Source organism: Caldanaerobacter subterraneus subsp. tengcongensis MB4 (genome assembly GCF_000007085.1).
Taxonomy (GTDB): domain Bacteria; phylum Bacillota; class Thermoanaerobacteria; order Thermoanaerobacterales; family Thermoanaerobacteraceae; genus Thermoanaerobacter; species Thermoanaerobacter subterraneus.
On record NC_003869.1, the window covers coordinates 968,355 to 991,701 of the forward strand.

Here is a 23,347-nt window from a genome sequence, read left to right on the forward strand (position 1 = left end):
GTGAAAAAGGTGTCGGAATGCATTTTCTGCAAAATAGTAAACAAAGAAGTTCCTTCTAATATAGTGTATGAGGATGATTTAGTTGTAGCTTTCCGCGATATAAATCCCCAAGCTCCTGTACATATTCTAATCGTGCCAAAAGAACATATACCAACCCTTTTAGATGTTACTGAGGAGAACAAGCACCTGATATCTCGTGCTTACATGGTAGCAAAGGAAATAGCAAAAAAAGAGGGTATTGACGAAAAAGGCTATAGAATTGTGACAAATTGTGGTAAAGATGGCGGACAGACAGTCTATCACCTTCATTTTCACCTTTTAGGTGGAAGGTTTATGACTTGGCCTCCAGGGTAAAATTATTGACACTTCGTGGATTTAGGAGTATAATAAAGTGAGAATTTTCAAGCTCTTAGTCACAGCAACAATTGCAGCTTGCCTCGAGCAGTTTATTTGGAGGGAGGGAGAGTAGTGGCTGAAGTAAGAGTCGGCGAAAACGAGTCTTTGGATAGCGCTTTAAGAAGGTTCAGACGTCAATGCTCCAAAGCAGGAGTTTTGTCAGAGCTTCGCAAGAGAGAACACTATGAGAGTCCTAGTGTAAAGCGCAAAAAGAAAGCCGAAGCTGCAAGAAAGAGAAAATATAAATATGGCAGATAAAAGGATGTGGTATAAATGACCCTGAAAGAGCGCATATACAAGGACATGGTAGAAGCCATGAAGAGCAAAGACGCTTTTAAGAAAAACATTCTAAGCATGGTCAGAGCTGCCATACTTCAGGTGGAAAAGGACACGCAGAAAGAGTTGGACGATGAAGGGGTCATCAGTGTAATTTCAAAGGAGATAAAACAGAGAAAAGAAGTTTTGCCTGAATATGAAAAAAGTGGAAGACAGGATCTAGTAGATAAAGCAAAAAAAGAAATAGAAATTATGGAATCTTATTTGCCAGAGCAGCTTTCAGAAGAAGAGATAGAAGAGATGGTGAAAAAGGTCATTGAAGAGACTGGGGCAAAGAGCAAAAGTGACATTGGAAAAGTGATGGGCAAAATCATGCCGATGGTAAAGGGAAGAGCAGATGGCAATCTGGTAAGAGAAATAGTCACAAGGCATTTAGAAGGATAAAAAAGGAGAGAGCACCTCTCCTTTCAGTTTGTTGACAAAACCCATATTAATTTAAGTGGCATTTTGTGTTAATGCTCCGGAGTTGCAAAGCGACTAAACTAAGGCTCACTTTTCGGGCTCCGGCGGGGTCCCGACCAATTCGCCCTTCGGGCTCAGGTGGTCGCTCGCTTCGCTCGCCCCGCCTTCGCCCCTCAAGTTCGCCAAGTTTAGTTACCGCTTTGACAACAAGTCGCATTTACACACAAAATGCCACTTTTAAACTTTGTCAACAGTCTGAAAGGAGAGAGCACCTCTCCTTTTTGTTTTTTACTCTTCCTCAAAAATCTCTCTAATTTTTCTGTAATCTGATGTGTATGCCAGTGCTGCCATTAATTTTACTCTTGCCTTTTGACCTGATAGATTTCCTCCAAAAATTACCCCCAGAGATTCGAGGTGTTTTCCTCCTCCTTCATAAGCATAGGAAGGATGTACTCTTCCCATCGGGCACCTTGATACGAGAACTACAACTGTTCCTTTAGATATAGCGTATTTTATTCCTTCTGCTACTTTTGGAGGCACATTTCCTCTGCCCGTCCCTTCAATGACAATGCCTCTTTCTCCATTTTCTACTAAAAATCTTATCAGTTTGTCATCCATTCCAAACACTACTTTTAAAAGGCTTACGCGACGTTCCAGTTTTTTTGTGGGAATGTACTGCCTTTTTTCTACGTTTCTATAAAAATACACATTGCCACTGTCCACATACCCCAGAGGACCTGTTTCAGGGCTTTTAAAAGTGTCAAGACTTGAAGTATGGGTTTTCGTTACATCTTTTGCAGAATGAATTTCACCGTTTAGCACTACTAACACGCCTCTTTTTTTGGATTTTTCTGAAGAGGCTGTGGTGAGAGAGTCAATTAAATTGGAAGGCCCATCATAACCTGCTTCAGAGGAATTTTTCATTGCGCCAGTTAAGACAATAGGTTTGTCAAAATTTGTGGTGAGCTCTAAAAAATAAGCTGTTTCTTCTAATGTATCAGTGCCGTGGGTTATCACAACTCCTTTTATTTCATCTCTTTTAAGGGTCTTCTCTACGACTTCTCTTAATTCTTCCAAAAGTTCTACTGTGAGATGAGGACTAGGGTAGTTTCCAAATTCTATAGTTTCAATTTCTAAAACGTTTTCTCTGTGAGGAATAATTTCAAGCAGGTCTTTTCCCGTGAGGGAAGGGACTGCCCCTTTCAGATTGGGGTCTTGCTTCATCGCTATGGTTCCACCTGTAAAAATCACAGCCACTTTACCCAAATTTCATCCCCCCAGTTTTTTTCTATCTCCATTATAGTATATTTTTTGCTTTTGCACAAATACGCGAAACTTGTCTTAAAAGCATAAGAGAATTTTTTGTTTTTCTTATACATAAAATTTAAAAGAAGGGGGGACTTCCATGAAGCAGAGCTTAAAAGATGAGCTCATAAACGCGATAGATTTCCCAAAAGATGCGCTACTTAATCTTCCTAAAATTACGCTGATTGGCAAAAACCACTTGACTGTTGAAAACCATAGGGGCATTGTGGAGTACCTCCCTGAAAGAGTAAGAATCAATTCGACAGTGGGAATTATAAGGGTTATAGGGGAGAATATGGTTATAAATTCCATAATGACTGAGGTTATCACGATCACAGGTGAGATAAAGAGTGTTGAAATAGTGGTATGAGGGGGATAGGCTTGGTTTCAATAAAATTATGGAATTTTTTAAGAGGATATGTTATTATAAAAGTTGAAGGACTGGCAATTGAAAAATTTCTAAACCTTGTGATGGTGAATGAGGTTTATATATGGGATGTTGAAAGAAAAAATTACACCACCCTTACAGCGAAAGTCAGCACAAAAGCTTTTAAAGAAGTTCTTCAGTACGCCAAGAAAACTGGATGCAGCGTCTTTATAGTTTCAAAAAATGGATTGCCTTTCGTAATTTTTAGGTTAAGGAAGAGAAAGGGTATTGTCTTAGGGTTTCTTCTCTCTGTGTTGCTTGTGTACCTTTTTTCTACTTTTATATGGGAAATTGATGTAAAGACTGTAAATGGCTTAAAAGAAGAGGAAGTTGCCAAGAAATTGTCAGAGATGGGCTTAAAATCAGGGGTTTCAAAGTTTAAAATAGATATAAATAAACTGGAAAAGGAATTTTTGTTGAATAATGAAGAGGTTGCTTGGATAGGGATAAATGTAAGGGGTACTAAGGCTTTTGTAAAGGTAGTGGGAAAGACTAAACCGCAAAAAGTATTGTCAAAAGAAGAACCTTGCAATATAATAGCTAAAAGAGACGGCATAATTTATAAAATGACGGTTTTGGAAGGAGAAGCTGTTAAAAAAGTAGGAGACACAGTAAAAACAGGTGACATACTCATAAGCGGTATAATTGAAAAACCTGGGCTTGACACAATGTTTGTCCATGCGGATGGAGAAGTTTTGGCCAGAACCTGGTATGAGATTTCTGTAGAAGAGGAGTTAAAAAGGACAAGATGGGTAAAAACAGGGGAAAAAATAGTAGCGACAAAAATTATTATAGGGAGCAATACCATCACTTTTACCTCGAGGAAAATCGAATTTGAAAAGTTTAAAAAAGAGGAGAAAAACTTAATTCCCTATGAGGCGCCTTTTAAGATAGTTAAAGAGGTCTACTATGAAGTGAAGCCAGAAGTGGAAACTGTGCCTATTAAAGAGGCAAAAGAGAAAGGGCGCAAAAAGGCTTTAGAAGAGCTTGAAAAAGTGATAAGTCCTGGAGGTAAAGTGGTGAACAAAAAAGAAAAATATGAAGTGATAGATGGAAGGATATTAAGGGTAACTGTTATGGCAGAGGTTTTAGAGGATATTGGGGTGAAAGAAAAAATTTCTTATACAGGAGGGGAAGGAAAAAAGATTGATTAAGGAGCTTGCTATCAATATTGACAATGTGGAAGAGACTGCCAATTTGTTTGGCAATTTTGATGAGAATATAAAGTTGATAGAGAAGGGGCTGGATGTCAAAATAGTCGTAAGAGGTGGAACTATAAAAATAACTGGAGAGGAGAAAAATGTGGATTCTGCTAATAAGCTTTTTACTAAGCTTATGGATATGATAAAAAGAGGAGATGTCATCACTACTCAAAATGTGCTTTATACTATGAACTTAATTGATGAAGGGGAAGAGGAAAAGCTAAAAGAGCTAATGTCAGACATAGTGTGCATAACTGCCAGGGGAAAACAGATAAGGTGCAAGACTTACGGACAGCTAAGATATGTAGAGGCCATAAGGAAGAATCAGATAGTTTTTGGAATAGGACCGGCAGGGACGGGGAAAACGTATTTGGCAATGGCTATGGCAATCACTGCCCTTAAAAACAAAGAAGTGGGGCGAATAATTCTTACGAGGCCGGCTGTAGAGGCAGGAGAAAAACTAGGATTTTTGCCGGGAGACCTGCAGGAGAAAGTGGACCCTTATTTGAGGCCTCTTTACGATGCTCTTTATGACATTTTGGGAGCTGAAGTGTTTCAAAAATACATGGAAAAAAGTTTGATTGAAGTGGCTCCTTTGGCTTATATGAGGGGGAGAACTTTGGATGACTCTTTTATAATACTGGATGAGGCTCAAAACACCACTCCTGAGCAGATGAAGATGTTTTTGACAAGAATCGGATTTGGGTCTAAGGCTGTGATAACAGGAGATGTGACTCAGATTGACCTTCCAAAGGGGAAAAAATCAGGGCTTAAGGAAGTAATGGAGATATTGAGAGGAATTGAAGGCATAGAATTTGTGATGCTTTCGGAACAGGACGTAATAAGGCATCCCCTTGTTGCAAAGATTATAAAAGCCTATGAGGAGTACGAAAAGAGGAAAGAGGAGAGCGATTTGGAAAAAGAGCGAGGGGAATAATTTTATGAGCAAGTTGGACAAACTTAAAAATTTTTTAAATAAAGACCCGCTCATAATCATTTTTTTTGTCGTTTTTTATTTTGTTTCAAGTTACATGCTGATATATACCAGTATAACTCCTCCGAAATTCGATTTAAAGGCAGGAGATGTGGCACCTCAAGATATAAAAGCACCTAAAGACGTGATAGATGTCATCGCAACCCAAAAGAAAATTCAGGAGGCAGTAAATGCAGTCAATCCCAAATACGACTACAATGAAAACATTGCTAAAGAATCTTATCTAAAACTGGCAGACTTTTTTAATAAGCTGAGGGAAGTTAGAAAATCTTCAGAGAGTGAAGAGCAAAAACTGCAGGACTTTAAAAACATCACTCCTATCAACCTGGAAGATAAGGATATAGCTTTTTTGCTCAAAATAGATGACAGCACTCTTATAAAAATGGAGACTGTGATACTTTCTGCAGAAAAAGCTATTATGGCGAGGCAGATTACAGAAGATGCTTTGCAGAGCGCTTTGAATGACGCAAAAAGTGTAGTGGAAAGTTCTGATATTCCGGTTGATGCAAAGCCTGTAGCTGTAGAAATTTTGTCTTCTGTCATAGTGCCTAACATGATTTACAATGCGTATGAAACGAATCTTGCAAAAAAAGAGGCAGAAGAAAAAGTCCAGCCGGTAATGTACAAAAAAGGTCAAAACATCGTTGTGAGCGGAGAAATAGTTACGCCCGAACAGATAGAAGTTTTAAAGTCATTAGGGCTTTTGAAAGGCACTGACAAAATAGATTATGCTTTGATAGTAGGGTTATTTTTGATTTTGTCTCTTTCTTTGTTTCTTTCAGTTTACTATATAATAAGGCTTGACAAAAAAATAGCGACAAAGAAGATGTACATTGAGCTTTTGTGCCTTACTGGGATTTTGTACCTTGTGTTGGCGGTGGCTTTTAAAGGCATAGAGCCTCTTTTAATACCTGCTGCCATGCTTCCAATGCTTGTCTCCATCCTCATAGACCCTTATATCGCCATCATGGTAGACATCATATACTCTCTTTTAGTTGGGTTGATGGTAAGCTTTAACCAAGCCTTCATCTTCATGTCTTTACTAGGAGGCTTAATTGGGGCTATTAAGCTTTCTAGCGCAAAGCAGAGGATGGACTTTGTAAAGGCTGGACTTTATGTTAGCGCTGTTAACTTGGTGAGCATAGTTGGAGTAGGGCTTTTAAACAGCAATGACATAGTATCTGTTTTAAAAAGCGGCTTGTGGGGGATAATAAATGGAGTTTTTAGCATAATTTTAGTGATTGGGACTTTGCCTTTTTGGGAAGCTGCTTTTGACATTTTGACTCCTTTGAAGCTTTTAGAGCTTTCAAATCCTAACAATCCGCTTCTTAAGAAGTTGATGATGGATGCTCCTGGCACCTATCATCACAGTATGATAGTGGCGAATCTGGCAGAGGCAGCTTCTGACGCTGTTGGAGCAAACAGCCTTCTTGTCAGGGTAGGAGCTTACTACCACGACATAGGGAAGATAAAAAGGCCTTATTTTTTCAAAGAAAACCAATTGTCAGACGAAAATTTGCACGACAAAATTTCTCCAGACTTAAGTACATTGGTAATAATTTCTCATGTAAAGGACGGAGTGGAACTGGCTAAGAAATATAAACTTCCTCCACAGATAATTGACATGATAAAAGAGCACCATGGCACTACGCTTGTAAAATACTTTTACAATAAAGCTCTTCAAAAAGAAGAGGGTGTCTGTGAGGAAGAATCCTTCAGATATCCAGGCCCCAAGCCTTCTACTAAAGAGTCGGCCATTCTGATGCTGGCTGATTCTGTTGAGGCGGCTGTGAGGTCTTTGTCTGACCCGACAGAGGAAAATGTAAGAAACATGATAGAGAAAATTGTGACAGATAGGTTAAACGACGGACAACTTTCAAATAGCGACCTCACTTTAAAAGATATTGAGACGATTAAGGCTTCTTTTCTAAATTCGCTGGCAGGTATGTTTCACAAGAGAATTGAGTATCCTGATATTGAGACAAATCAAAACAAAGAGGTGTTAGAATGAACGTCTTGATTGATAACAGGCAAACTAAAGTGGATGCCTCAGGTTTGGAAGCCCTTGTTGTGAGGGCAATTAAAGCTACTTTAGAAGAGGAAGAAGTTGTAGATGAAGTTGAAGTTAGCGTCTCTTTTGTGGACAATGAGGAGATAAGGAAATTGAATAAATACTACAGAGGGATTGACAGCTCTACAGATGTGCTTTCTTTTCCTCTTATGGAATTTGAGGAAATTGAAGAGGGAGAAGAAGATGAAAAAGATGCTGAGGAAATATATCCGATAGGAGATATAGTAATATCTTTAGAAAAGGCCAAGGAACAGGCAGAAGAATACGGGCATTCTTTTGAAAGGGAAGTAGCTTATTTGACTGTTCACAGCATGCTTCACCTTTTAGGCTATGACCACGAGACGGAAGAAGAGAGAAAATTGATGAGGGAGAAAGAGGAAAAAGTAATGGAAAGGTTAGGCCTTAGGCGGTGATTTTGTGAAGTCAAGAAATTTAATAGATAGTTTTAACTATGCCATAGAGGGGATTCTACACGTTTTTAAAACGCAGAGGAACATGAAAATTCACTTTGCAATAGCAATAGCTGTGCTGTTTTTTTGCCTTTTTTTGGACCTTACTAGAGTAGAATTTGTAATAATATTGTTTACAATTTCTCTGGTATTGATTGCGGAGATGATAAACACTGCCATTGAAACTACCATTGATATGTTAGTGAGGAATTACAACCCAATGGCAAAGATTGCTAAGAATGTAGCTGCTGGGGCAGTATTGATAGCTGCAGTGAATTCTGTGCTCGTCGCCTATTTGATATTTTTTGACAGGGTAAACCCCTGGACGAAGATAGTACTTGTAAAAATCAGGGAGTCACCAATTCACGTTACAGTAATAAGTATTTTAGTGGTAGTTTTTTTGACTTTGATTTTAAAGGTATACTTTAAAAAAGGGACTCCGATGAGAGGCGGAATGCCCAGCGCTCACAGTGCAATTGCCTTTTCAGTGGCCACTGCTATCACTTTCATGACAGCCAATGCCTTTATTTCCACTTTGAGTTTTTTATTAGCTCTTATGGTAGCAGAGAGCAGAGTGGAGGGCAAGATTCACACTTTTTCTCAGGTTTTTGTCGGGGCAATTTTAGGGATTTTGTTTACAGTGTTAATTTTTCAGATTATAAGGTGAAGGGAAGGTGAAAAAATGGCCTACAGAGCTGGCTTTGTAGCGTTGATTGGAAGGACAAATGTAGGAAAATCAACCCTTTTAAACGCCATATTGAAAGAAAAAGTTGCTATTACTTCTCCAAAGCCCCAGACCACCCGCAATACCATAAGGGGTATATTGACTACAGAAGATTACCAGATTATTTTTGTGGACACTCCTGGAATTCATAAACCTAAATCTAAACTGAGTGAATTCATGATTGAAGTAGCAAAAAGGACTCTAAAAGATGTAGATTTAATTTTGTACATGGTGGAGCCCGATACTTCGATAGGCCCTGGAGATAGGTATATTTTGGATAATCTAAAAGAGGTGGATACTCCAGTTATTTTGGTGGTCAATAAAATTGACTTGGTGCCTGCTGAGAGAGTAGAAGAGGCTATTAAGGTTTTTAAAAGCGAGTACAATTTTAAGGATGTGGTGGCCATTTCTGCTTCTTTGGGCACTAATGTGGAGGTTTTGAAAGAGAAGATAGTTTCTTTCTTGCCAGAAGGACCTAGGTACTATCTTGATGACTATATAACTGACCAGCCCGAGAAGTTGATAGTTGCGGAGATAATCAGAGAAAAAATGCTTTATTTTCTGGAGGAGGAAGTTCCTCATGGAGTCTATGTAGAAGTGGAATCCATAAAAGAGAGGGAGGACAAAGAGATAGTAGACATTGACGCTTATATTTACTGTGAGAAAGAGTCCCACAAAGGAATAATCATAGGAAAGAATGGGCAGATGTTAAAGAAGATAGGGCAGGCGGCAAGGCAGGACTTGGAAGAATTTTATGGAAAGCAGGTATTTTTGCAGCTGTGGGTTAAAGTGAGGAAAGGCTGGAGGGACAATGAGAAGCTTCTCAGGAAATTGGGCTATGCCATTGACAAGTAAGCTTTTAGAGTAGTAAATTATAGGAGAAAGATGTTGAAAAAGGAGGAATCTTTAATGAACATAGCTAAGATGATAGACCACACTCTTTTAAAGCCAAATGCCACAAAAGAAGAGATAAAAAAGGTCTGCGAAGAGGCGAGGGAATACGGATTTGCTTCAGTGTGCATAAATCCATGTTTTGTTGATTTGGCCTATGAGATGCTAAAGGATACTGATGTGAAGGTATGCACGGTTGTAGGTTTCCCTCTGGGAGCTAATACAATTGAGACAAAAGTGGTTGAGGCAGTGGAAGCGGTTAAAAAGGGAGCTACTGAGATAGATATGGTGCTTAATATAAGCATGCTGAAAAGTGGCGAATATGACTATGTGAAGAAAGAAATAGGGGAAGTAGTAAAGGCTGTGAAATCCCACGGGGACATAGTTGTGAAAGTGATACTGGAGACTTGCTATTTATCTGATGAGGAGAAAATCAAAGCCTGTGAGATTTCAAAGGAAGCAGGCGCTGATTTTGTAAAAACTTCTACAGGCTTTGGGCCGGGAGGTGCTACAGTAGAAGATGTGAAGCTCATGAGAAAAGTGGTTGGAGAGAATTTTGGAGTAAAAGCTTCCGGCGGAATAAGAAGCTATGAAGATGCAAAAGCGATGATAGAAGCAGGGGCTAACAGGATTGGAGCTAGTGCGGGTGTTAAAATAGTAGAGGAGTGGAAAAAACAAGGTTTAGGTTGATAAAAATGCGCTTTTTAAAAACAGAGGCAATAGTTTTAAAGAGCAATTTGATAAGCGAGAAGGATAAAATTGCTACTCTTTTCACCAGAGATTACGGGAAACTGCAGGCGGTCGCTAAAGGAGCTAGGCGCTCGAAAAGCCGGTTTGTAAATGCTGTAAGGCCTTTTATTGTGGCTAATTACGTGATTTTTGAAGGTCAGAACTATTACTACATTGACCAGTGGGAGCTTGTAAAAAACTTTGAAAACATAGAAAAAGACCTCAAAAAGTTTGCTTTGGCTTCCTATATAAGTGAGACCATTTCAAGAGTACTAGAGGAAAAGCAGAAAAACACAAAACTATACTTTTTTACAAAACATTCGCTGGAAGCTGTAGAGAGTTTAAACGTAGAGACATCTATTTTTCTCTTTTCTTACACTTTAAAATTGATATCCCTTTTGGGCTACATGCCTGTTTTGGACAGCTGTGCTGTTTGTGGGAAAAAAGAAAATTTAAGTTATTTTTCTTCTTCTTGCGGTGGGGCTGTTTGTAAAGATTGTAACGAAACTTGTAAAGATGCAAAATTTTTAAATAAAAAAGTCTTAAAGTTTTTGCTGTATCTTTTAAAAGCTAAGTATGAAAAGCTTGAAAGAATTTCTGTGCCAGGAGTTATAAAAGAGGAAGCGGATAAAATAATAACAGAGTATGTGAGAACTCACCTTGAAATGGACTTTAAATCCAAAGACTTTGCCATGAAATTGAGCGATTAAAGAAGGGAGGGAGAAGAATGGTGGACGAACAACTGGAAAAAATAGACATGATTGTGGAGAGAACGGGGGTAAGTTACAAAGAGGCAAAAGAGGCTCTGGAAAAAGCCAATGGAAATGTGGTGGACGCCTTAATATACATTGAAGAGAACAGAAAAAGTTGGACAGAGTCTTTTACAGTAGCAGGCACAGAGGTAATGGATAAGATAAAAGACCTCATTAAGAAAGGGAATGTCACAAAGATAAGAATCAAAAAGGATGATAAAGTCCTTGTAGAGATCCCTGTCACTGCAGGAGCCATTTCAACAGTAGTAATACCGCAGCTTACACTTTTGGGAGCGGCGGTGGCTTTTCTGGCTAACTGTACCATAGAGGTAGAAAAATACGATAAAAGTGTTATAGTTTTAAAAGAAGAGAAGAAAAATGATTGACATATATTACTCAATTTGATATTCTAAAATAAGTAATGCTAAAACCTTTCTCCCCGAAAGGGGATGAAGGGTTTTTGTATAATTGGGAAAAGGAGTGTTATTGATGCCTGTCAAAGTTACAATGGATAAAATAGTGGCTCTTGCAAAAAACAGGGGTTTTGTGTTTCCTGGGTCTGAGATATACGGCGGGCTTGCGAACACATGGGACTATGGGCCTTTGGGAGTGGAGATGAAAAACAATATAAAAAGGATATGGTGGAAGAAATTTATACAGGAAAGCCCTTATAATGTGGGAATTGATTCTGCTATTTTGATGAACAGAGAAGTGTGGGTTGCTTCAGGTCACGTGGCTAGTTTTAGCGATCCTCTGATGGACTGCAAGGAATGCAAGTCTCGCTTCAGAGCTGACCAGCTAATTGAAGATTACATAAAAGAAAAGGGACTTGATATTTCGATTGAAGGATGGACAAATGAGCAGATGATGGAATTTATAAAAGAGCACAAAGTTCCATGTCCCAAGTGTGGAGCCCACAATTTTACAGAGATAAGGAAGTTTAACCTGATGTTTAAAACTTATGTAGGGGTTACAGAGGATTCAAAATCTGAAGTTTTTTTGAGGCCTGAGACAGCTCAGGGAATATTTGTGAATTTTAAAAATGTCCAGAGGACAAGCCGCAAGAAAATTCCTTTTGGTATCGGGCAGATTGGCAAATCTTTTAGAAATGAAATTACGCCTGGCAATTTCATATTTAGAACGAGGGAATTTGAACAGATGGAGCTGGAATTTTTCTGTAAGCCAGGGGAAGACATGGAGTGGTTCAATTACTGGAGACAATTTTGCATGGATTGGCTTGTAGAATTTGGCTTAAAGAGGGAGAATTTAAGGTTCAGAGACCACAAAAAAGAAGAGCTGTCTCATTACAGCACTGCCACAACCGACATAGAGTACAATTTTCCCTTTGGATGGGGAGAACTGTGGGGAATTGCTAATAGAACTGACTATGATTTAAGACAGCATATGGAACATTCGGGAGAAGACATGACTTACACTGACCCTGTCACAGGAGAAAAGTACATACCCTATTGTATTGAGCCTTCAGTGGGAGTGGATAGACTAATGCTTGCTTTTTTGGTTGATGCTTACGATGAAGAGGAAGTGGAAGGAGAAACAAGAGTAGTTTTAAGGCTTCACCCAGCTATCGCACCTGTTAAAGTGGCGGTTTTCCCTCTTTCCAAGAAGCTTAATGAAGCAGCTTATAAAATCTACTTAGACCTTAAAAAGAAGTTTCCTGCAGAGTATGACGAATCAGGTAGCATAGGAAGAAGGTATAGAAGACAGGATGAGATTGGAACGCCTTTCTGCGTAACTTACGATTTTGACTCAGAAAATGACCACAAAGTTACAATAAGAGACAGAGATACTATGGAGCAAATAAGGATAGACATAGACCAAGTGGATAAATACCTGGAGGAGAAACTCAAGTTTTAAGGGGAATCAGTTTTCGCTGATTTCCCTTTCTTAAAAATTAAAAAACAAGTTGGTTATGCCTTTATTTTGTGGTATAATTATAGTAAAGTGTTAAACAGAAGACCAGAAAACGTTTATGAAAACTTTTGAAGGGGTGATAAAGATTCAACTGACGCCTAGACAGCAGATCATTATCGATATTGTAAAGAAATATCAACCCATTACAGGAGAACAGATTGCTGAAAAACTGAATGTAACTCGAGCCACATTAAGACCGGATCTGGCGATCTTGACTATGTCCGGGATCTTGGAAGCGAGACCTAAAGTCGGCTATTTTTACACTGGAAAATCACCCCTTAGTCTGATACAGGATTATATAAAAAGCATAAAGGTAAAAGATGTAAAGTCGGTGCCTGTAGTGGTAGAAGAAAGTACTCCCGTGTATGATGCGATTGTAACTCTTTTTTTAAAGGATGTTGGGACAATTTTCGTACAGGATGGCGGATTTTTAACCGGCGCTGTATCCAGGAAGGATTTTTTAAAAATTGCTATAGGCAATACCGATATTTATAAGGTCCCGGTGGGAATAATTATGACCCGGATGCCGAACATCATCACAACTTACGACGATGAGCCTGTGTATAACGCTGCTGTGAAGATTATTGAGCATGAAGTGGACAGCCTCCCTGTTGTGGAACCTGTAGTGGGGAAAGATGGAAAACAGGGGTACAAGGTGACAGGTAGACTGTCAAAGACCAATATAACCAGACTTTTTGTGAAGCTAGGGGAAGGTTAGGGGGACTGTGGATGCAAGAAGGAGTATCGATATACTTAGTGTCTGATTCCAATGTAGACACTGCGGAGAACATCGCAAGCATTGCTGCTGCTCATTTTGATACTTTTATTGAAAAAATAAAGAAGTATTCCTATGTCGGGGATATTAACCAAATTGAAGATATTGTAATGGAAGCAGCTAATGATTCAAACAGCATAATAATACACACAATGGTAGTAAAAGAGCTAAAAGAATATCTCCAAAAGAAGGCCCAGAAATTTGGAATAAAGATAGTTGATGTAATGGGACCAGTTATAGATGCTATAGAGGACAGCACTGGCATATCACCCCATACAGAGCTTTTGAGGGACAGCAAAGAGGACTATCTAAAGAAAATAGAAGTGATAGAATTTGCAGTAAAATATGATGATGGAAAAGACCCGATGGGAATACTATTAGCAGATGTGGTTGTGATAGGAGTATCAAGGACTTCTAAAACTCCCCTTTGCATGTACTTGGCTCACAAATATATAAAGGCTGCCAATTTGCCTCTGGTTCCTGAGATTGACCCGCCGAGGGAGCTTTTTGAAATAAATCCCAAGAAGATCTTTGGACTTACTATAGACCCTGAAGTTTTGGTGAAAATAAGAAAAGAAAGGCTTAAATCTCTAGGCCTTAATGACAATGCTCTTTACGCTACAGAAGAAAGGGTTAAAAAGGAGATACAGTATGCTGAGGAGGTGATGCAAAAGTTAGGCTGCACAGTGATAGATGTCACCAATAAGGCTGTAGAGGAGACAGCTAACATAATATTAAACGTGTTAAGAGGAGGAGAGAGTACATGACTAAAAAATATGTGTATTTTTTCAATGAAGGCGACGCCTCAATGAGAGACCTCTTGGGAGGAAAAGGTGCAAATTTAGCCGAAATGACGAGATTGGGATTACCTGTTCCGCCAGGGTTTACAGTTACCACAGAGGCTTGTACAAGATACTATGAAGATGGGGAGACAATTGCACCAGAGATAGTTGAGCAGATTCATGAGTACATGAAGAAGTTAGAAGAGGTTACTGGGAAAAAATTTGGAGACCCAAATAACCCGCTTCTCGTATCTGTCAGGTCCGGCGCAAGGGTTTCAATGCCTGGAATGATGGATACCATTTTAAACCTTGGCTTGAACGACGAGACCGTAGAGGGCCTTGCAAGAGCAACTAACAACGAGAGATTTGCTTATGACAGCTACAGAAGGTTCATCCAGATGTTCTCCGACGTAGTTATGGGGATTGACAAGAACAAATTTGAAGCTATTTTAGATGAGATCAAGGAAAAAAGAGGTGCTAAGTTTGACACAGACCTTACAGCAGAGGATTTAAAAGAAGTTGTAAAGAGATTCAAAGAATTATATAAACAGGAAAAGGGAGTAGACTTCCCACAGGACCCTCAAGAGCAGCTTTTGGAAGCTGTGAAGGCTGTTTTCAGGTCCTGGAACAACCCGAGAGCTATAGTCTACAGAAGGTTAAATGATATACCGAGCGACTGGGGAACAGCAGTAAACGTGCAATCAATGGTATTTGGCAACATGGGTAACGATTCTGGTACTGGCGTTGCATTCACAAGAAATCCCGCAACTGGTGAAAAAGCTCTATTTGGTGAATTCTTGATGAACGCTCAGGGCGAAGACGTGGTTGCAGGTATAAGAACGCCTCAACCAATTTCTACCTTGAAAGAGACAATGCCAGAAGTTTATAACCAGTTTGTAGAAATTGCTGAGAAGCTGGAGAAACACTACAAAGACATGCAGGATATAGAGTTTACCATTGAAAGAGGAAAACTCTACATGCTACAGACAAGAAATGGTAAGAGAACTGCTCAGGCCGCTATAAAGATAGCTGTTGACCTTGTAAGAGAAGGCCTAATTGACGAAAAGACAGCTGTATTAAGAGTAGATCCAAAACAGCTAGACCAGCTCTTGCATCCTACTTTTGAGCCAGAAGCGTTAAAGGCTGCCAAACCTGTTGCCAAAGGATTGCCTGCATCTCCTGGTGCTGCTTCAGGAAAGGTGTACTTTACAGCTGATGAAGCAGTTGCTGCTGCAAAATCGGGAGAAAAGGTAATACTTGTAAGGACAGAGACCTCTCCTGACGATATTGAAGGTATGGCCTCCGCAGAAGGAATACTCACAACTCGCGGTGGAATGACATCTCACGCTGCTGTTGTAGCAAGAGGAATGGGTACTCCCTGCGTAGTTGGATGTGGAGATGCGAGAATAGACGAGCAGGCGAAGGTAATGAGAATTGGCGATATAGTTGTGCGCGAAGGAGACTACATATCAATAGATGGTAGCACTGGCAATGTGTACATCGGAGAAATAAAGACAGTGACACCTGAAATAAGCGGAGACTTTGCTATACTGATGGGCTGGGCAGACAAGTACAGAAGACTGAGAGTCAAAGCAAATGCGGACACGCCAAGAGATGCAAAGATTGCTCTTGAATTTGGCGCAGAGGGAATTGGACTTGCTAGGACAGAGCACATGTTCTTTGATGAAGAAAGAATTCCTGCTATGAGAGAGATGATTATAGCCAAGACAGAGGAGCAGAGGAGAAAGGCATTAGAGAAGATACTGCCTATGCAGAGGTCAGATTTTGAACAGCTGTTTGAGATAATGGGCGAATATCCTGTTACTATAAGGCTTTTGGACCCACCACTTCACGAATTCTTGCCACACCTTGACGAGGAAATAAGGGAACTTGCTGAAGACATGGGCGTTCCATTCGAAGAATTAAAGGCTACAGTAGAGAGCCTGAAAGAGTTCAATCCAATGCTTGGACACAGAGGATGTAGATTGGCCGTAACATATCCTGAGATAGCTGAAATGCAGACTAGAGCTATAATAGAGGCTGCAATAAATGTGAAGAAGAGAACCGGCAAAGACGTCAAACCCCAGATAATGATACCACTTGTGGGCGAATTGAAAGAGTTCAAGTACTTGAAAGACATAATTGTAAAAGTAGCAGATGAAATAATAAAACAAAGTGGTATTGAACTAAAATACCTTGTAGGTACAATGGTAGAAGTGCCAAGAGCAGCATTAACTGCAGATAAGATCGCTAAAGAAGCTGAATTCTTCTCCTTTGGTACAAACGACTTAACTCAGATGACCTTCGGATTCTCAAGGGATGACGCTGGTAAATTCTTGGAGACTTACTATGAGAAAAAGATATACGAATTTGACCCATTTGAAAAGTTAGATCAGGAAGGTGTAGGCAAACTTGTAGAGATGGGCACAAAGCTTGGCAAGCAGACGAGACCAGACCTCGAAGTAGGAATATGCGGAGAGCACGGTGGAGACCCATCTTCCATAGAGTTCTGCCACAGAGTGGGATTAGACTATGTATCTGCTTCACCTTACAGAGTGCCTATTGCAAGATTGGCAGCTGCACAGGCAGCTATAAAATACGGAAATTAACTTACAAAGGCAGCTTTTGCGCTGCCTTTGTATTGTTTTTTCAGAGAACATGTTATAATATTAAGTAAAAATGGCAATTTAATAATGGAGGGATTAAAATTGGACAGAGAAAAAGCATTAGCTTTAGTCAAGGAGTATGTGTCGGACGAAACCCTTATCAACCATATGATAGCTACAGGTGCTATAATGGGAGGACTTGCTAAAAGGCTTGGACAGGACGTGGAAAAATGGGTGGTTACAGGAATAGTCCATGACATCGACTATGAAGAGACAAAGGACAATCCAGAGCTACACAGCATAAGAGGAGGAGAAATCCTAAAAGAGCTGGGATTTGATGAAGAAATTGTTCAAGCGGTAATCGCTCACAACGAAATTCACGGTGTTGAGAGAAAGACGTTACTGGATAAGGCGCTTTTTGCAGCAGATCCTCTCTCAGGGCTTATTGTAGCTACCGCTTATGTTATGCCTTCAAGAAAATTAGAAGAGGTAAAGGTAAGCTCTTTAAAGAAAAAATTTAAGGATAAGACTTTCGCAAAAGGTGCCAACAGAGATCAGATAAAGACCTGCGAAGAATTGGGGATTTCTTTAGATGAATTCTTGGAGATAGGTCTAAATTCCATGAAAGAAATTGCAGAACAAATAGGACTGTGAGGTATGAGGTGTAATGAAGATAAAGGAACGGTTATTGCAACTTTTAAGAGAAGAAGATTACAAACCTTCCAAAATTGAGGAAATAATGGACATGCTGCACATAGACTACAACCAGAGAAAAATATTAGAAGCTACTTTGAAAGAAATGGAGAAAGAAGGACTGGTATTTAAAACTAAAAGAGGTAAATATGCCCTTCCAGAAAGGCTTGGCCTTGTAAGAGGGAGAATAGATGGACATCCTAGAGGGTATGGGTTTTTAATTCCTGAAGAGCAGGGAATTAAAGACATATTTATACCTATTAGCGGGATGAACGGAGCAATGGATGGAGATCTAGTTCTTGTAAGGGTCATAGAAGGTGCTGAAGGGAAAAGCCAAGAAGGCGAAGTAGTAAAAATTTTAAAAAGAGCTAATACGACAATTGTCGGAACTTACGAAAAAAATAAAAATTTTGGCTTTGTGATACCGGATAATAAAAAGATACATCAAGATGTATTCATTCCAAAAGGGGAAGATAAAGGCGCTAAAACTGGAATGAAAGTAGTAGTAAGAATTACTAAATGGCCTGAGGGAAGAAGAAGTCCTGAAGGAGAAATAATAGAAGTTTTAGGGTACAAAGGAGATCCGGGGATAGACGTAAAGTCAATTTTGAGGTCTTATGACATTCCGGAGACATTTCCTAAAGAGGTTCTAAAAGAAGCGGAAGAACTTCCAGAGGAGATACCGGAAAAAGAAAAAAAGAGGCGGGTTGACCTCACAAAATTAAAATTTGTCACTATTGATGGAGAAGATGCGAAAGACTTGGACGACGCTGTTTATGTGGAAAGACTTCCAAACGGCAATTATCTCTTGTATGTCAGTATAGCAGATGTCAGCCATTACGTTAAAGAAGGTACAAATCTTGACAAAGAAGCTCTTAGAAGGGGTTGTAGCGTTTACTTTCTCGACAGAGTGATACCTATGCTTCCTCCAAAGCTTTCAAATGGCATATGCAGTTTGAATCCGGGAGAAGAAAGGTTGAGCCTCACGGTTAAAATGGAAATAAATACAAGGGGAGAGATAGTAGACCACGATATTTTTGAGAGCATAATAGAGAGCAAAGAGAGAATGACTTACACCAGCGTTTATAAAATTCTTGAAGAAAATGACGAAGAGCTGATAAAAAGGTATTCCCATCTTGTAGAAGACTTTAAGCTAATGAAAGAACTGGCACTTGTGCTTTTAGAAAAAAGAAAGAGAAGGGGGAGTGTGGACTTTGACTTCCCGGAAGCTAAAGTGATTGTGGATGAAAAGGGAAGACCTGTAGATATTGTAAAGGTAGAGAGAAATATTGCCCACAAAATAATTGAAGAATTCATGCTGGCAGCCAATGAGACGGTAGCTGAACACATGCATTGGTTAAACGTTCCTTTTGTCTACAGGATTCACGAGCATCCTGATATAGAGAAACTACTAGCTTTTAATAAATTCATCCACAACCTGGGATATCATATAAAGGGAGTAGAAGGCGGAGAAATTCATCCCAAAGCTTTGCAGGACCTCATAAGGCAGGTCAGAGGGAAAAGTGAACAAAAAGTAGTAGAGACTCTTCTCTTGCGCTCTTTGAAAAGAGCAAGGTACAGTCCTGAAGACATAGGGCATTACGCTTTGGCAGCAAAGTATTACACTCATTTTACCTCTCCTATAAGGAGATATCCAGACCTTGTGATTCACAGGATAATAAAAGAATACATAAATGGAAAACTTACAGAAAAAAGGCAGAGACATTACAATAGGATCCTTGAGGATATTGCAGCAAGAGCCTCAGAAAGGGAAAGAGCTGCGGAAGCCGCAGAAAGAGAGATAGAGGAGCTCAAAAAAGTGGAATACATGGCAGATAAAGTAGGAAATGTGTACAAAGGCATAATTTCCAATGTCACCAGTTACGGCTTTTTTGTAGAACTCGATAACACCGTTGAGGGATTGGTGGATGTAGCGTCATTGGAAGATGATTACTATGTATTTGACCCTGAAAGATATGTTCTGGTAGGGGAAAGGACAAAAAAGGTGTACTCTATAGGGAAAGAAGTTTACGTTAAAGTAGCCCATGTAGATGTGGATAATAGGGAGATAGATTTTGTACTGGTAGAAGAAGATAGTTGACAAATTTTTTGAAATAAATATAAAATAATATATGGAGAGATAATATATGGAAATGGGGGAGGTGGCAACGGTGCAAGTGATACTCTTGCGAGATGTTGCTGCTAAGACCCCTAAACTTTTTGGCATACCTTCTGGAATTCCCGGACTTGATGAGCTCTTTTATACGGCGGAAATTGAAGAAGGGGAGATAGTCAGGGTACCCCTTCAAGGGCTTCCCTCAGCTTCTGTGATTCATTTAGCAGGAGTGCCCGACACAGGGAAAACTCTCATGGGGCAGCAGTTTGCCATAACGCAGGCGGCGAGAGGATATAATGTGCTTTTTGTTACAGTAGAAGTCCCGGCGGTTTTTACTGTGCAAGGTTTGAAACAGCGCTGTAAGGGCTTGGGAATTGAATGGGGAAAAATTGAAAATTCGATTTACCTCCTTGACCTTTCACATCAAACTGAGCTTAAAAGCAGTGTAGATGAGCTTACCACCAAGCTTGGGGATATAATAAGAGAAAAAAATATAAAAGCTTGCGTGATAGACTCCATCACCGGGCTTTATGAAGGGCAGGAAATGGTTGCGAGAAAATTGGTGAGAAGGCTTTATGAGGTAATGAAAGATAATTATCAGACAGCTATATTTATATCTCAGAAAAGAAGCAGCCATGAAGAGTTATCTTCAGAAGCTGCAGGCGGATACGCCGTATCCCATATACTGGACTGTAATATAGTATTAGCAAAAATTGTAGCCAGCAGAACTACTGCTTCTTCATATGGAGTTTCGCCAGGAGAAGTGGTGAGGACTATAAGGATTGACGGATGCAGGATGTGTGGGCATGATACTAGAGTGCATATTCTTCACATAGATGATTTAGGCATAGTCAAAGTGGGAAAAGCTTTGAGTGAAAAATAATTGCACTTGACAGGGATTAAAAATGTGCTATAATATAATAGCGACAGCAAAGGGCCCTATTTGTGACACACAAATAGGGCAATTTTCTCCTAAAGAGGGTGTTGGGACTTTGTCAAAAGAAAAGGAAGAGATAAAAATAATTGCCCAGAACAGGAAAGCCTTTCATGACTACTTCATCGAAGAAACCTATGAAGCGGGTATAGAACTTGTGGGGACAGAAGTTAAATCTGTAAGGCAGGGTAAGGTAAATTTAAAAGACAGCTTTGCAAGAGTAGAGAACAATGAAGTTATACTTTATAACATGCACATAAGCCCTTATGAAAAAGGTAACATCTTCAATAAAGATCCTTTAAGGCCAAGAAAGCTTTTGCTCCACAGGCACGAGATAAATAAACTTTCAGGATATGTGTCAAGAAAGGGATACACTCTAATTCCTACTAAAGTGTACCTCAAAAGAGGCCTTGTGAAGGTGGAATTGGCTGTTGCAAAAGGTAAGAAGCTCTTTGACAAAAGAGAAGACATTGCAAGAAGAGATGCAAAAAGAGAATTAGAGAAGCAGTTTAAGGAAAAACAGCTTGGCATTTAACGTGGGGGTGTGTTGGTTTCGACGGGGGCGGTCGAGGTAAAAGTAGCGAGCCGAGTTCTCCACCAGCTCGTAAAAAAGGTGGAAAAAAATAAACGCAGACAGAGAACTCGCTTACGCTGCCTAATTAAAGGCGGCCGTCCAGCCTGAAATGCCCACGTTTCAGGACTGGGCGTCAAAAGAGTGGGGAACTGGTTTTGCCTGCGCCTCGGGGCAAAACCGGAATAATGAGGCTACCGAAGCGGTTATCCTGTCGCTGGGAGAACCGCTGAGGGAAAGCTAAAACAGCGACTGCGCTCGGAGAAGCTTTTACCGGGACGCCTTCGGACCGGGGTTCGAATCCCCGCACCTCCACCATAAAAGATAAACTGATCCACTTTACGGTATAACCGCAAAGTGAATCAGTTTATCTTTTTTCATTATCTTCTTCGAGCAAAAATGCATTTTGCTATCACCTTCTTTGAAGTGTAATAGTTCATACTTGTAGTATATGCAAAACTAATAGAGGCGTTCGATTTTCTCTATTATAGACAAACGATTGAGTTTGTGCTATAATATTAATCGCAGTGGCAATTTCACATAGACTTGGGGCTGTAGCTCAGTTGGGAGAGCGCCACAATGGCATTGTGGAGGCCGTGGGTTCAAGTCCCATCAGCTCCACCAGAAAAATCAAGGGTTCTCGGTACATATAAAGTACCAGAACCCTTTTTTGGTATTCTTATTTCAGTTTTTCAATTATAGCTTTTACAAAAGCTACTAAATCATTGGGAGTTCTAGAGGTTATTAGATTTCCATCTATTACTACTTCTTCGTCTACGTACTGAGCTCCTGCATTTATTAAGTCATCCTTTATTGAGAAAAAGCTTGTGACTCTTTTACCTTTTAAGTCGCAGCTTGAAGCCATCATCCAGGGTCCATGGCATATCGCAGCAATTATTTTTTGCTGTTGGCACATCTCTTTAACGAAATTTACAGTATCCTGGCACCTTCTCATGTGGTCCGGAGAATAACCTCCTGGTATTACCACAGCATCATAATCATCGGCTTTTACTTCTTTTGATGCGTGAGTGCTTTTCATAGGATAACCATATTTGCCTGTGTACACTTTATCTTTTTCTGTCCCCACTAGGTGAACTTCATACCCTTCTTCTTTCAATCTGTAGTATGGATATAAAAGCTCGGGCTCTTCATAGAGGTTTTCAATTAAAATGGCTACTCTTTTCATTTAAACCACCTCGTTTGTTCATGGTTTGTCTTTATTTTAGCCTTATTGGATACTTATGTCAATCCCATTAATGGCTAAATACATCTAAATCTATTTCTTGGCCTTCAAAGATGGTTGTTTTAATTTTATCTCCTACCGCTCTTTAAATACTCCATAAAAGCTTTAAACGTAGGGGAGAAGTATTTATCCTTGTGATAGATTATATTGAACATTCTCTTGAACTTTATACCCTCTATTTCTATTTTTACAAGGGTGCCTTTTTTGAGCTCTTCTGATACGGCAAGTTTTGAAAGAACTGATACGCCCATATTTAATTCAACGGCTTTTTTTATGGCTTCTGTATTGTTAAGTACATGTTTTATATGGTATTTTAAGTTGTTGGCGGACATTATTGTTTCAAAAACTTCTCTTGTGCCACTTCCCTTTTCACGAATAATTAATTCTTCCTCCTCAATTTCCCACGGCTCTATTACTTTTTTTAAAGCCCATCTGTGGCCTTTGGAACATACAAGGTATAATTCATCTTCTATAAAAGGTTCTATAATGATATCTTGTGAATGAATGGGACCTTCTACAATTCCTATATCTATAGAATTTTCTAAAATTTGCTTTTCTATTACTGCTGTGTTGTCAATATTAAAAAATATAGAGGTATTTTCGTATTTTTTGCGGAACTCACTGAGTATTTTTGGAATTAAATAAGTTCCTATAGTTGTACTTGCACCTACGCGAAGTTTTCCAGTTTTTAAATTTGAAATGTCTAAGAGGGTATTTTCAGCTTCTTCAAGTAAAGAGATTATTCTTTTTGAATATTCTCTTAAAATTTCGCCTGGATAAGTGAGGTAGAGATGTTTGTTAATCCTTTCAAACAATTTTATATTTAGCTCTTGTTCTAATTCACCTATAGTCTGGCTTATGGAAGGTTGAGTCATGTACAGTTTTTTGGCTGCCTTTGACATGCTTCCTTCTTGGCATACAGTTAGAAAAATTTTTAGCTGGCGTAAATTCATAAAATCACCTCATAAGTATATGCTTATGTATTTAATAAAATTATACTATTTTACTTATAGTTGT

General features: G+C 39.4%; 24 protein-coding genes, 1 tRNA gene and 1 other RNA gene. 23 read left to right on the forward strand and 3 right to left on the reverse strand.

The genetic code is table 11. The features are described 5' to 3' along the window. Nucleotides 1–9: 9 nt before the first annotated feature. The 3 genes from TTE_RS04640 (at nucleotide 10) to TTE_RS04650 (ending at nucleotide 1,116) form a co-directional block, all read left to right on the forward strand. Nucleotides 10–354, forward strand: coding sequence for a histidine triad nucleotide-binding protein (locus TTE_RS04640; RefSeq protein WP_011025338.1), 345 nt, complete (start codon nucleotides 10–12; stop codon nucleotides 352–354). Nucleotides 355–468: 114 nt separating this feature from the next. After that, nucleotides 469–654, forward strand: a complete 186-nt coding sequence (gene rpsU / locus TTE_RS04645) for a 30S ribosomal protein S21 (RefSeq protein ID WP_011025339.1) — start codon at nucleotides 469–471, stop codon at nucleotides 652–654. 15 nt (nucleotides 655–669) lie between these two features. Continuing rightward, nucleotides 670–1,116: a GatB/YqeY domain-containing protein gene (locus TTE_RS04650; RefSeq protein WP_011025340.1), complete on the forward strand. Its 447-nt coding sequence runs from the start codon at nucleotides 670–672 to the stop codon at nucleotides 1,114–1,116. A 306-nt stretch (nucleotides 1,117–1,422) separates the two neighbouring features. Here the strand turns inward: TTE_RS04650 and TTE_RS04655 are convergent, their stop codons facing one another. Beyond that, complete coding sequence (locus TTE_RS04655; protein WP_011025341.1) at nucleotides 1,423–2,400, reverse strand: asparaginase; 978 nt, start codon at nucleotides 2,398–2,400, stop codon at nucleotides 1,423–1,425. Nucleotides 2,401–2,539: 139 nt separating this feature from the next. Between TTE_RS04655 and yqfC the strand changes: the two genes are divergently transcribed. The 20 genes from yqfC (at nucleotide 2,540) to TTE_RS04750 (ending at nucleotide 21,711) form a co-directional block, all read left to right on the forward strand. After that, nucleotides 2,540–2,809 (forward strand): sporulation protein YqfC, encoded by a 270-nt coding sequence (gene yqfC / locus TTE_RS04660; protein WP_011025342.1) that lies wholly within the window; start codon nucleotides 2,540–2,542, stop codon nucleotides 2,807–2,809. Nucleotides 2,810–2,820: 11 nt separating this feature from the next. Beyond that, nucleotides 2,821–4,020: a sporulation protein YqfD gene (gene yqfD / locus TTE_RS04665; RefSeq protein WP_041587299.1), complete on the forward strand. Its 1,200-nt coding sequence runs from the start codon at nucleotides 2,821–2,823 to the stop codon at nucleotides 4,018–4,020. After that, nucleotides 4,013–5,005: a PhoH family protein gene (locus TTE_RS04670; protein WP_011025344.1), complete on the forward strand. Its 993-nt coding sequence runs from the start codon at nucleotides 4,013–4,015 to the stop codon at nucleotides 5,003–5,005. Before yqfD ends, TTE_RS04670 begins: the two co-directional genes overlap by 8 nt. Nucleotides 5,006–5,009: 4 nt before the next feature. After that, the gene (locus TTE_RS04675; protein ID WP_011025345.1) at nucleotides 5,010–7,073 is read left to right on the forward strand and encodes an HD family phosphohydrolase; all 2,064 of its coding nucleotides are present in this window, start codon (nucleotides 5,010–5,012) and stop codon (nucleotides 7,071–7,073) included. Next, nucleotides 7,070–7,546: an rRNA maturation RNase YbeY gene (gene ybeY, locus TTE_RS04680; RefSeq protein WP_011025346.1), complete on the forward strand. Its 477-nt coding sequence runs from the start codon at nucleotides 7,070–7,072 to the stop codon at nucleotides 7,544–7,546. The genes TTE_RS04675 and ybeY overlap by 4 nt, the downstream gene beginning before the upstream one ends. Before the next feature lie 4 nt (nucleotides 7,547–7,550). Continuing rightward, a complete protein-coding gene (locus TTE_RS04685; RefSeq protein ID WP_011025347.1) occupies nucleotides 7,551–8,249 on the forward strand; it encodes a diacylglycerol kinase in 699 nt (232 codons plus the stop codon). Between the two features lie 15 nt (nucleotides 8,250–8,264). Continuing rightward, a complete protein-coding gene (era, locus tag TTE_RS04690) occupies nucleotides 8,265–9,161 on the forward strand; it encodes a GTPase Era (RefSeq protein ID WP_011025348.1) in 897 nt (298 codons plus the stop codon). A 54-nt stretch (nucleotides 9,162–9,215) separates the two neighbouring features. Further along, a complete protein-coding gene (deoC, locus tag TTE_RS04695; RefSeq protein ID WP_041587132.1) occupies nucleotides 9,216–9,887 on the forward strand; it encodes a deoxyribose-phosphate aldolase in 672 nt (223 codons plus the stop codon). A gap of 5 nt (nucleotides 9,888–9,892) precedes the next feature. Beyond that, on the forward strand, nucleotides 9,893–10,636 hold the full coding sequence (gene recO / locus TTE_RS04700; protein WP_031314067.1) for a DNA repair protein RecO: 744 nt from the start codon (nucleotides 9,893–9,895) through the stop codon (nucleotides 10,634–10,636). Between the two features lie 17 nt (nucleotides 10,637–10,653). Then, nucleotides 10,654–11,064, forward strand: coding sequence for a DUF4342 domain-containing protein (locus tag TTE_RS04705; RefSeq protein ID WP_011025351.1), 411 nt, complete (start codon nucleotides 10,654–10,656; stop codon nucleotides 11,062–11,064). A gap of 103 nt (nucleotides 11,065–11,167) precedes the next feature. Beyond that, nucleotides 11,168–12,553: a glycine--tRNA ligase gene (locus TTE_RS04710; RefSeq protein WP_011025352.1), complete on the forward strand. Its 1,386-nt coding sequence runs from the start codon at nucleotides 11,168–11,170 to the stop codon at nucleotides 12,551–12,553. Nucleotides 12,554–12,686: 133 nt separating this feature from the next. Then, nucleotides 12,687–13,328 carry a helix-turn-helix transcriptional regulator gene (locus TTE_RS04715; RefSeq protein ID WP_031314068.1) on the forward strand — a complete coding sequence of 214 codons (642 nt, stop codon included), beginning with the start codon at nucleotides 12,687–12,689 and terminating at the stop codon, nucleotides 13,326–13,328. A gap of 11 nt (nucleotides 13,329–13,339) precedes the next feature. Next, nucleotides 13,340–14,152, forward strand: a complete 813-nt coding sequence (locus tag TTE_RS04720) for a pyruvate, water dikinase regulatory protein (protein ID WP_011025354.1) — start codon at nucleotides 13,340–13,342, stop codon at nucleotides 14,150–14,152. Further along, on the forward strand, nucleotides 14,149–16,776 hold the full coding sequence (gene ppdK, locus TTE_RS04725) for a pyruvate, phosphate dikinase (protein WP_011025355.1): 2,628 nt from the start codon (nucleotides 14,149–14,151) through the stop codon (nucleotides 16,774–16,776). Before TTE_RS04720 ends, ppdK begins: the two co-directional genes overlap by 4 nt. A gap of 99 nt (nucleotides 16,777–16,875) precedes the next feature. Next, complete coding sequence (locus TTE_RS04730; protein ID WP_011025356.1) at nucleotides 16,876–17,427, forward strand: HD domain-containing protein; 552 nt, start codon at nucleotides 16,876–16,878, stop codon at nucleotides 17,425–17,427. 13 nt (nucleotides 17,428–17,440) lie between these two features. Then, entirely contained in the window at nucleotides 17,441–19,567 is a 2,127-nt protein-coding gene (rnr, locus tag TTE_RS04735; protein ID WP_011025357.1) for a ribonuclease R, read from the forward strand. A gap of 46 nt (nucleotides 19,568–19,613) precedes the next feature. After that, on the forward strand, nucleotides 19,614–20,465 hold the full coding sequence (locus TTE_RS04740; RefSeq protein ID WP_011025358.1) for a KaiC domain-containing protein: 852 nt from the start codon (nucleotides 19,614–19,616) through the stop codon (nucleotides 20,463–20,465). A 109-nt stretch (nucleotides 20,466–20,574) separates the two neighbouring features. Beyond that, the gene (gene smpB, locus TTE_RS04745) at nucleotides 20,575–21,051 is read left to right on the forward strand and encodes an SsrA-binding protein SmpB (RefSeq protein ID WP_011025359.1); all 477 of its coding nucleotides are present in this window, start codon (nucleotides 20,575–20,577) and stop codon (nucleotides 21,049–21,051) included. A 3-nt stretch (nucleotides 21,052–21,054) separates the two neighbouring features. Continuing rightward, nucleotides 21,055–21,405, forward strand: a transfer-messenger RNA (tmRNA) gene (gene ssrA / locus TTE_RS13370). 230 nt (nucleotides 21,406–21,635) lie between these two features. Continuing rightward, a tRNA-Ala gene (locus TTE_RS04750) sits at nucleotides 21,636–21,711 on the forward strand. 55 nt (nucleotides 21,712–21,766) lie between these two features. Here the strand turns inward: TTE_RS04750 and TTE_RS04755 are convergent. Beyond that, nucleotides 21,767–22,273 (reverse strand): type 1 glutamine amidotransferase domain-containing protein, encoded by a 507-nt coding sequence (locus TTE_RS04755; protein WP_011025360.1) that lies wholly within the window; start codon nucleotides 22,271–22,273, stop codon nucleotides 21,767–21,769. Between the two features lie 125 nt (nucleotides 22,274–22,398). Beyond that, complete coding sequence (locus tag TTE_RS04760) at nucleotides 22,399–23,283, reverse strand: selenium metabolism-associated LysR family transcriptional regulator (protein WP_011025361.1); 885 nt, start codon at nucleotides 23,281–23,283, stop codon at nucleotides 22,399–22,401. Nucleotides 23,284–23,347: the final 64 nt, after the last annotated feature.

Bases quoted from the DNA above. Each gene is read 5' to 3' on its own strand.
- TTE_RS04650 (WP_011025340.1), top strand. From the start codon at position 670: ATGACCCTGAAAGAGCGCATATACAAGGACATGGTAGAAGCCATGAAG.
- yqfC (WP_011025342.1), top strand. From the start codon at position 2,540: ATGAAGCAGAGCTTAAAAGATGAGCTCATAAACGCGATAGATTTCCCA.
- TTE_RS04675 (WP_011025345.1), top strand. From the start codon at position 5,010: ATGAGCAAGTTGGACAAACTTAAAAATTTTTTAAATAAAGACCCGCTC.
- ybeY (WP_011025346.1), top strand. From the start codon at position 7,070: ATGAACGTCTTGATTGATAACAGGCAAACTAAAGTGGATGCCTCAGGT.
- era (WP_011025348.1), top strand. From the start codon at position 8,265: ATGGCCTACAGAGCTGGCTTTGTAGCGTTGATTGGAAGGACAAATGTA.
- deoC (WP_041587132.1), top strand. From the start codon at position 9,216: ATGAACATAGCTAAGATGATAGACCACACTCTTTTAAAGCCAAATGCC.
- recO (WP_031314067.1), top strand. From the start codon at position 9,893: ATGCGCTTTTTAAAAACAGAGGCAATAGTTTTAAAGAGCAATTTGATA.
- TTE_RS04705 (WP_011025351.1), top strand. From the start codon at position 10,654: ATGGTGGACGAACAACTGGAAAAAATAGACATGATTGTGGAGAGAACG.
- TTE_RS04710 (WP_011025352.1), top strand. From the start codon at position 11,168: ATGCCTGTCAAAGTTACAATGGATAAAATAGTGGCTCTTGCAAAAAAC.
- TTE_RS04720 (WP_011025354.1), top strand. From the start codon at position 13,340: ATGCAAGAAGGAGTATCGATATACTTAGTGTCTGATTCCAATGTAGAC.
- ppdK (WP_011025355.1), top strand. From the start codon at position 14,149: ATGACTAAAAAATATGTGTATTTTTTCAATGAAGGCGACGCCTCAATG.
- rnr (WP_011025357.1), top strand. From the start codon at position 17,441: ATGAAGATAAAGGAACGGTTATTGCAACTTTTAAGAGAAGAAGATTAC.
- TTE_RS04740 (WP_011025358.1), top strand. From the start codon at position 19,614: ATGGAAATGGGGGAGGTGGCAACGGTGCAAGTGATACTCTTGCGAGAT.
- TTE_RS04755 (WP_011025360.1), bottom strand. From the start codon at position 22,273: ATGAAAAGAGTAGCCATTTTAATTGAAAACCTCTATGAAGAGCCCGAG.
- TTE_RS04760 (WP_011025361.1), bottom strand. From the start codon at position 23,283: ATGAATTTACGCCAGCTAAAAATTTTTCTAACTGTATGCCAAGAAGGA.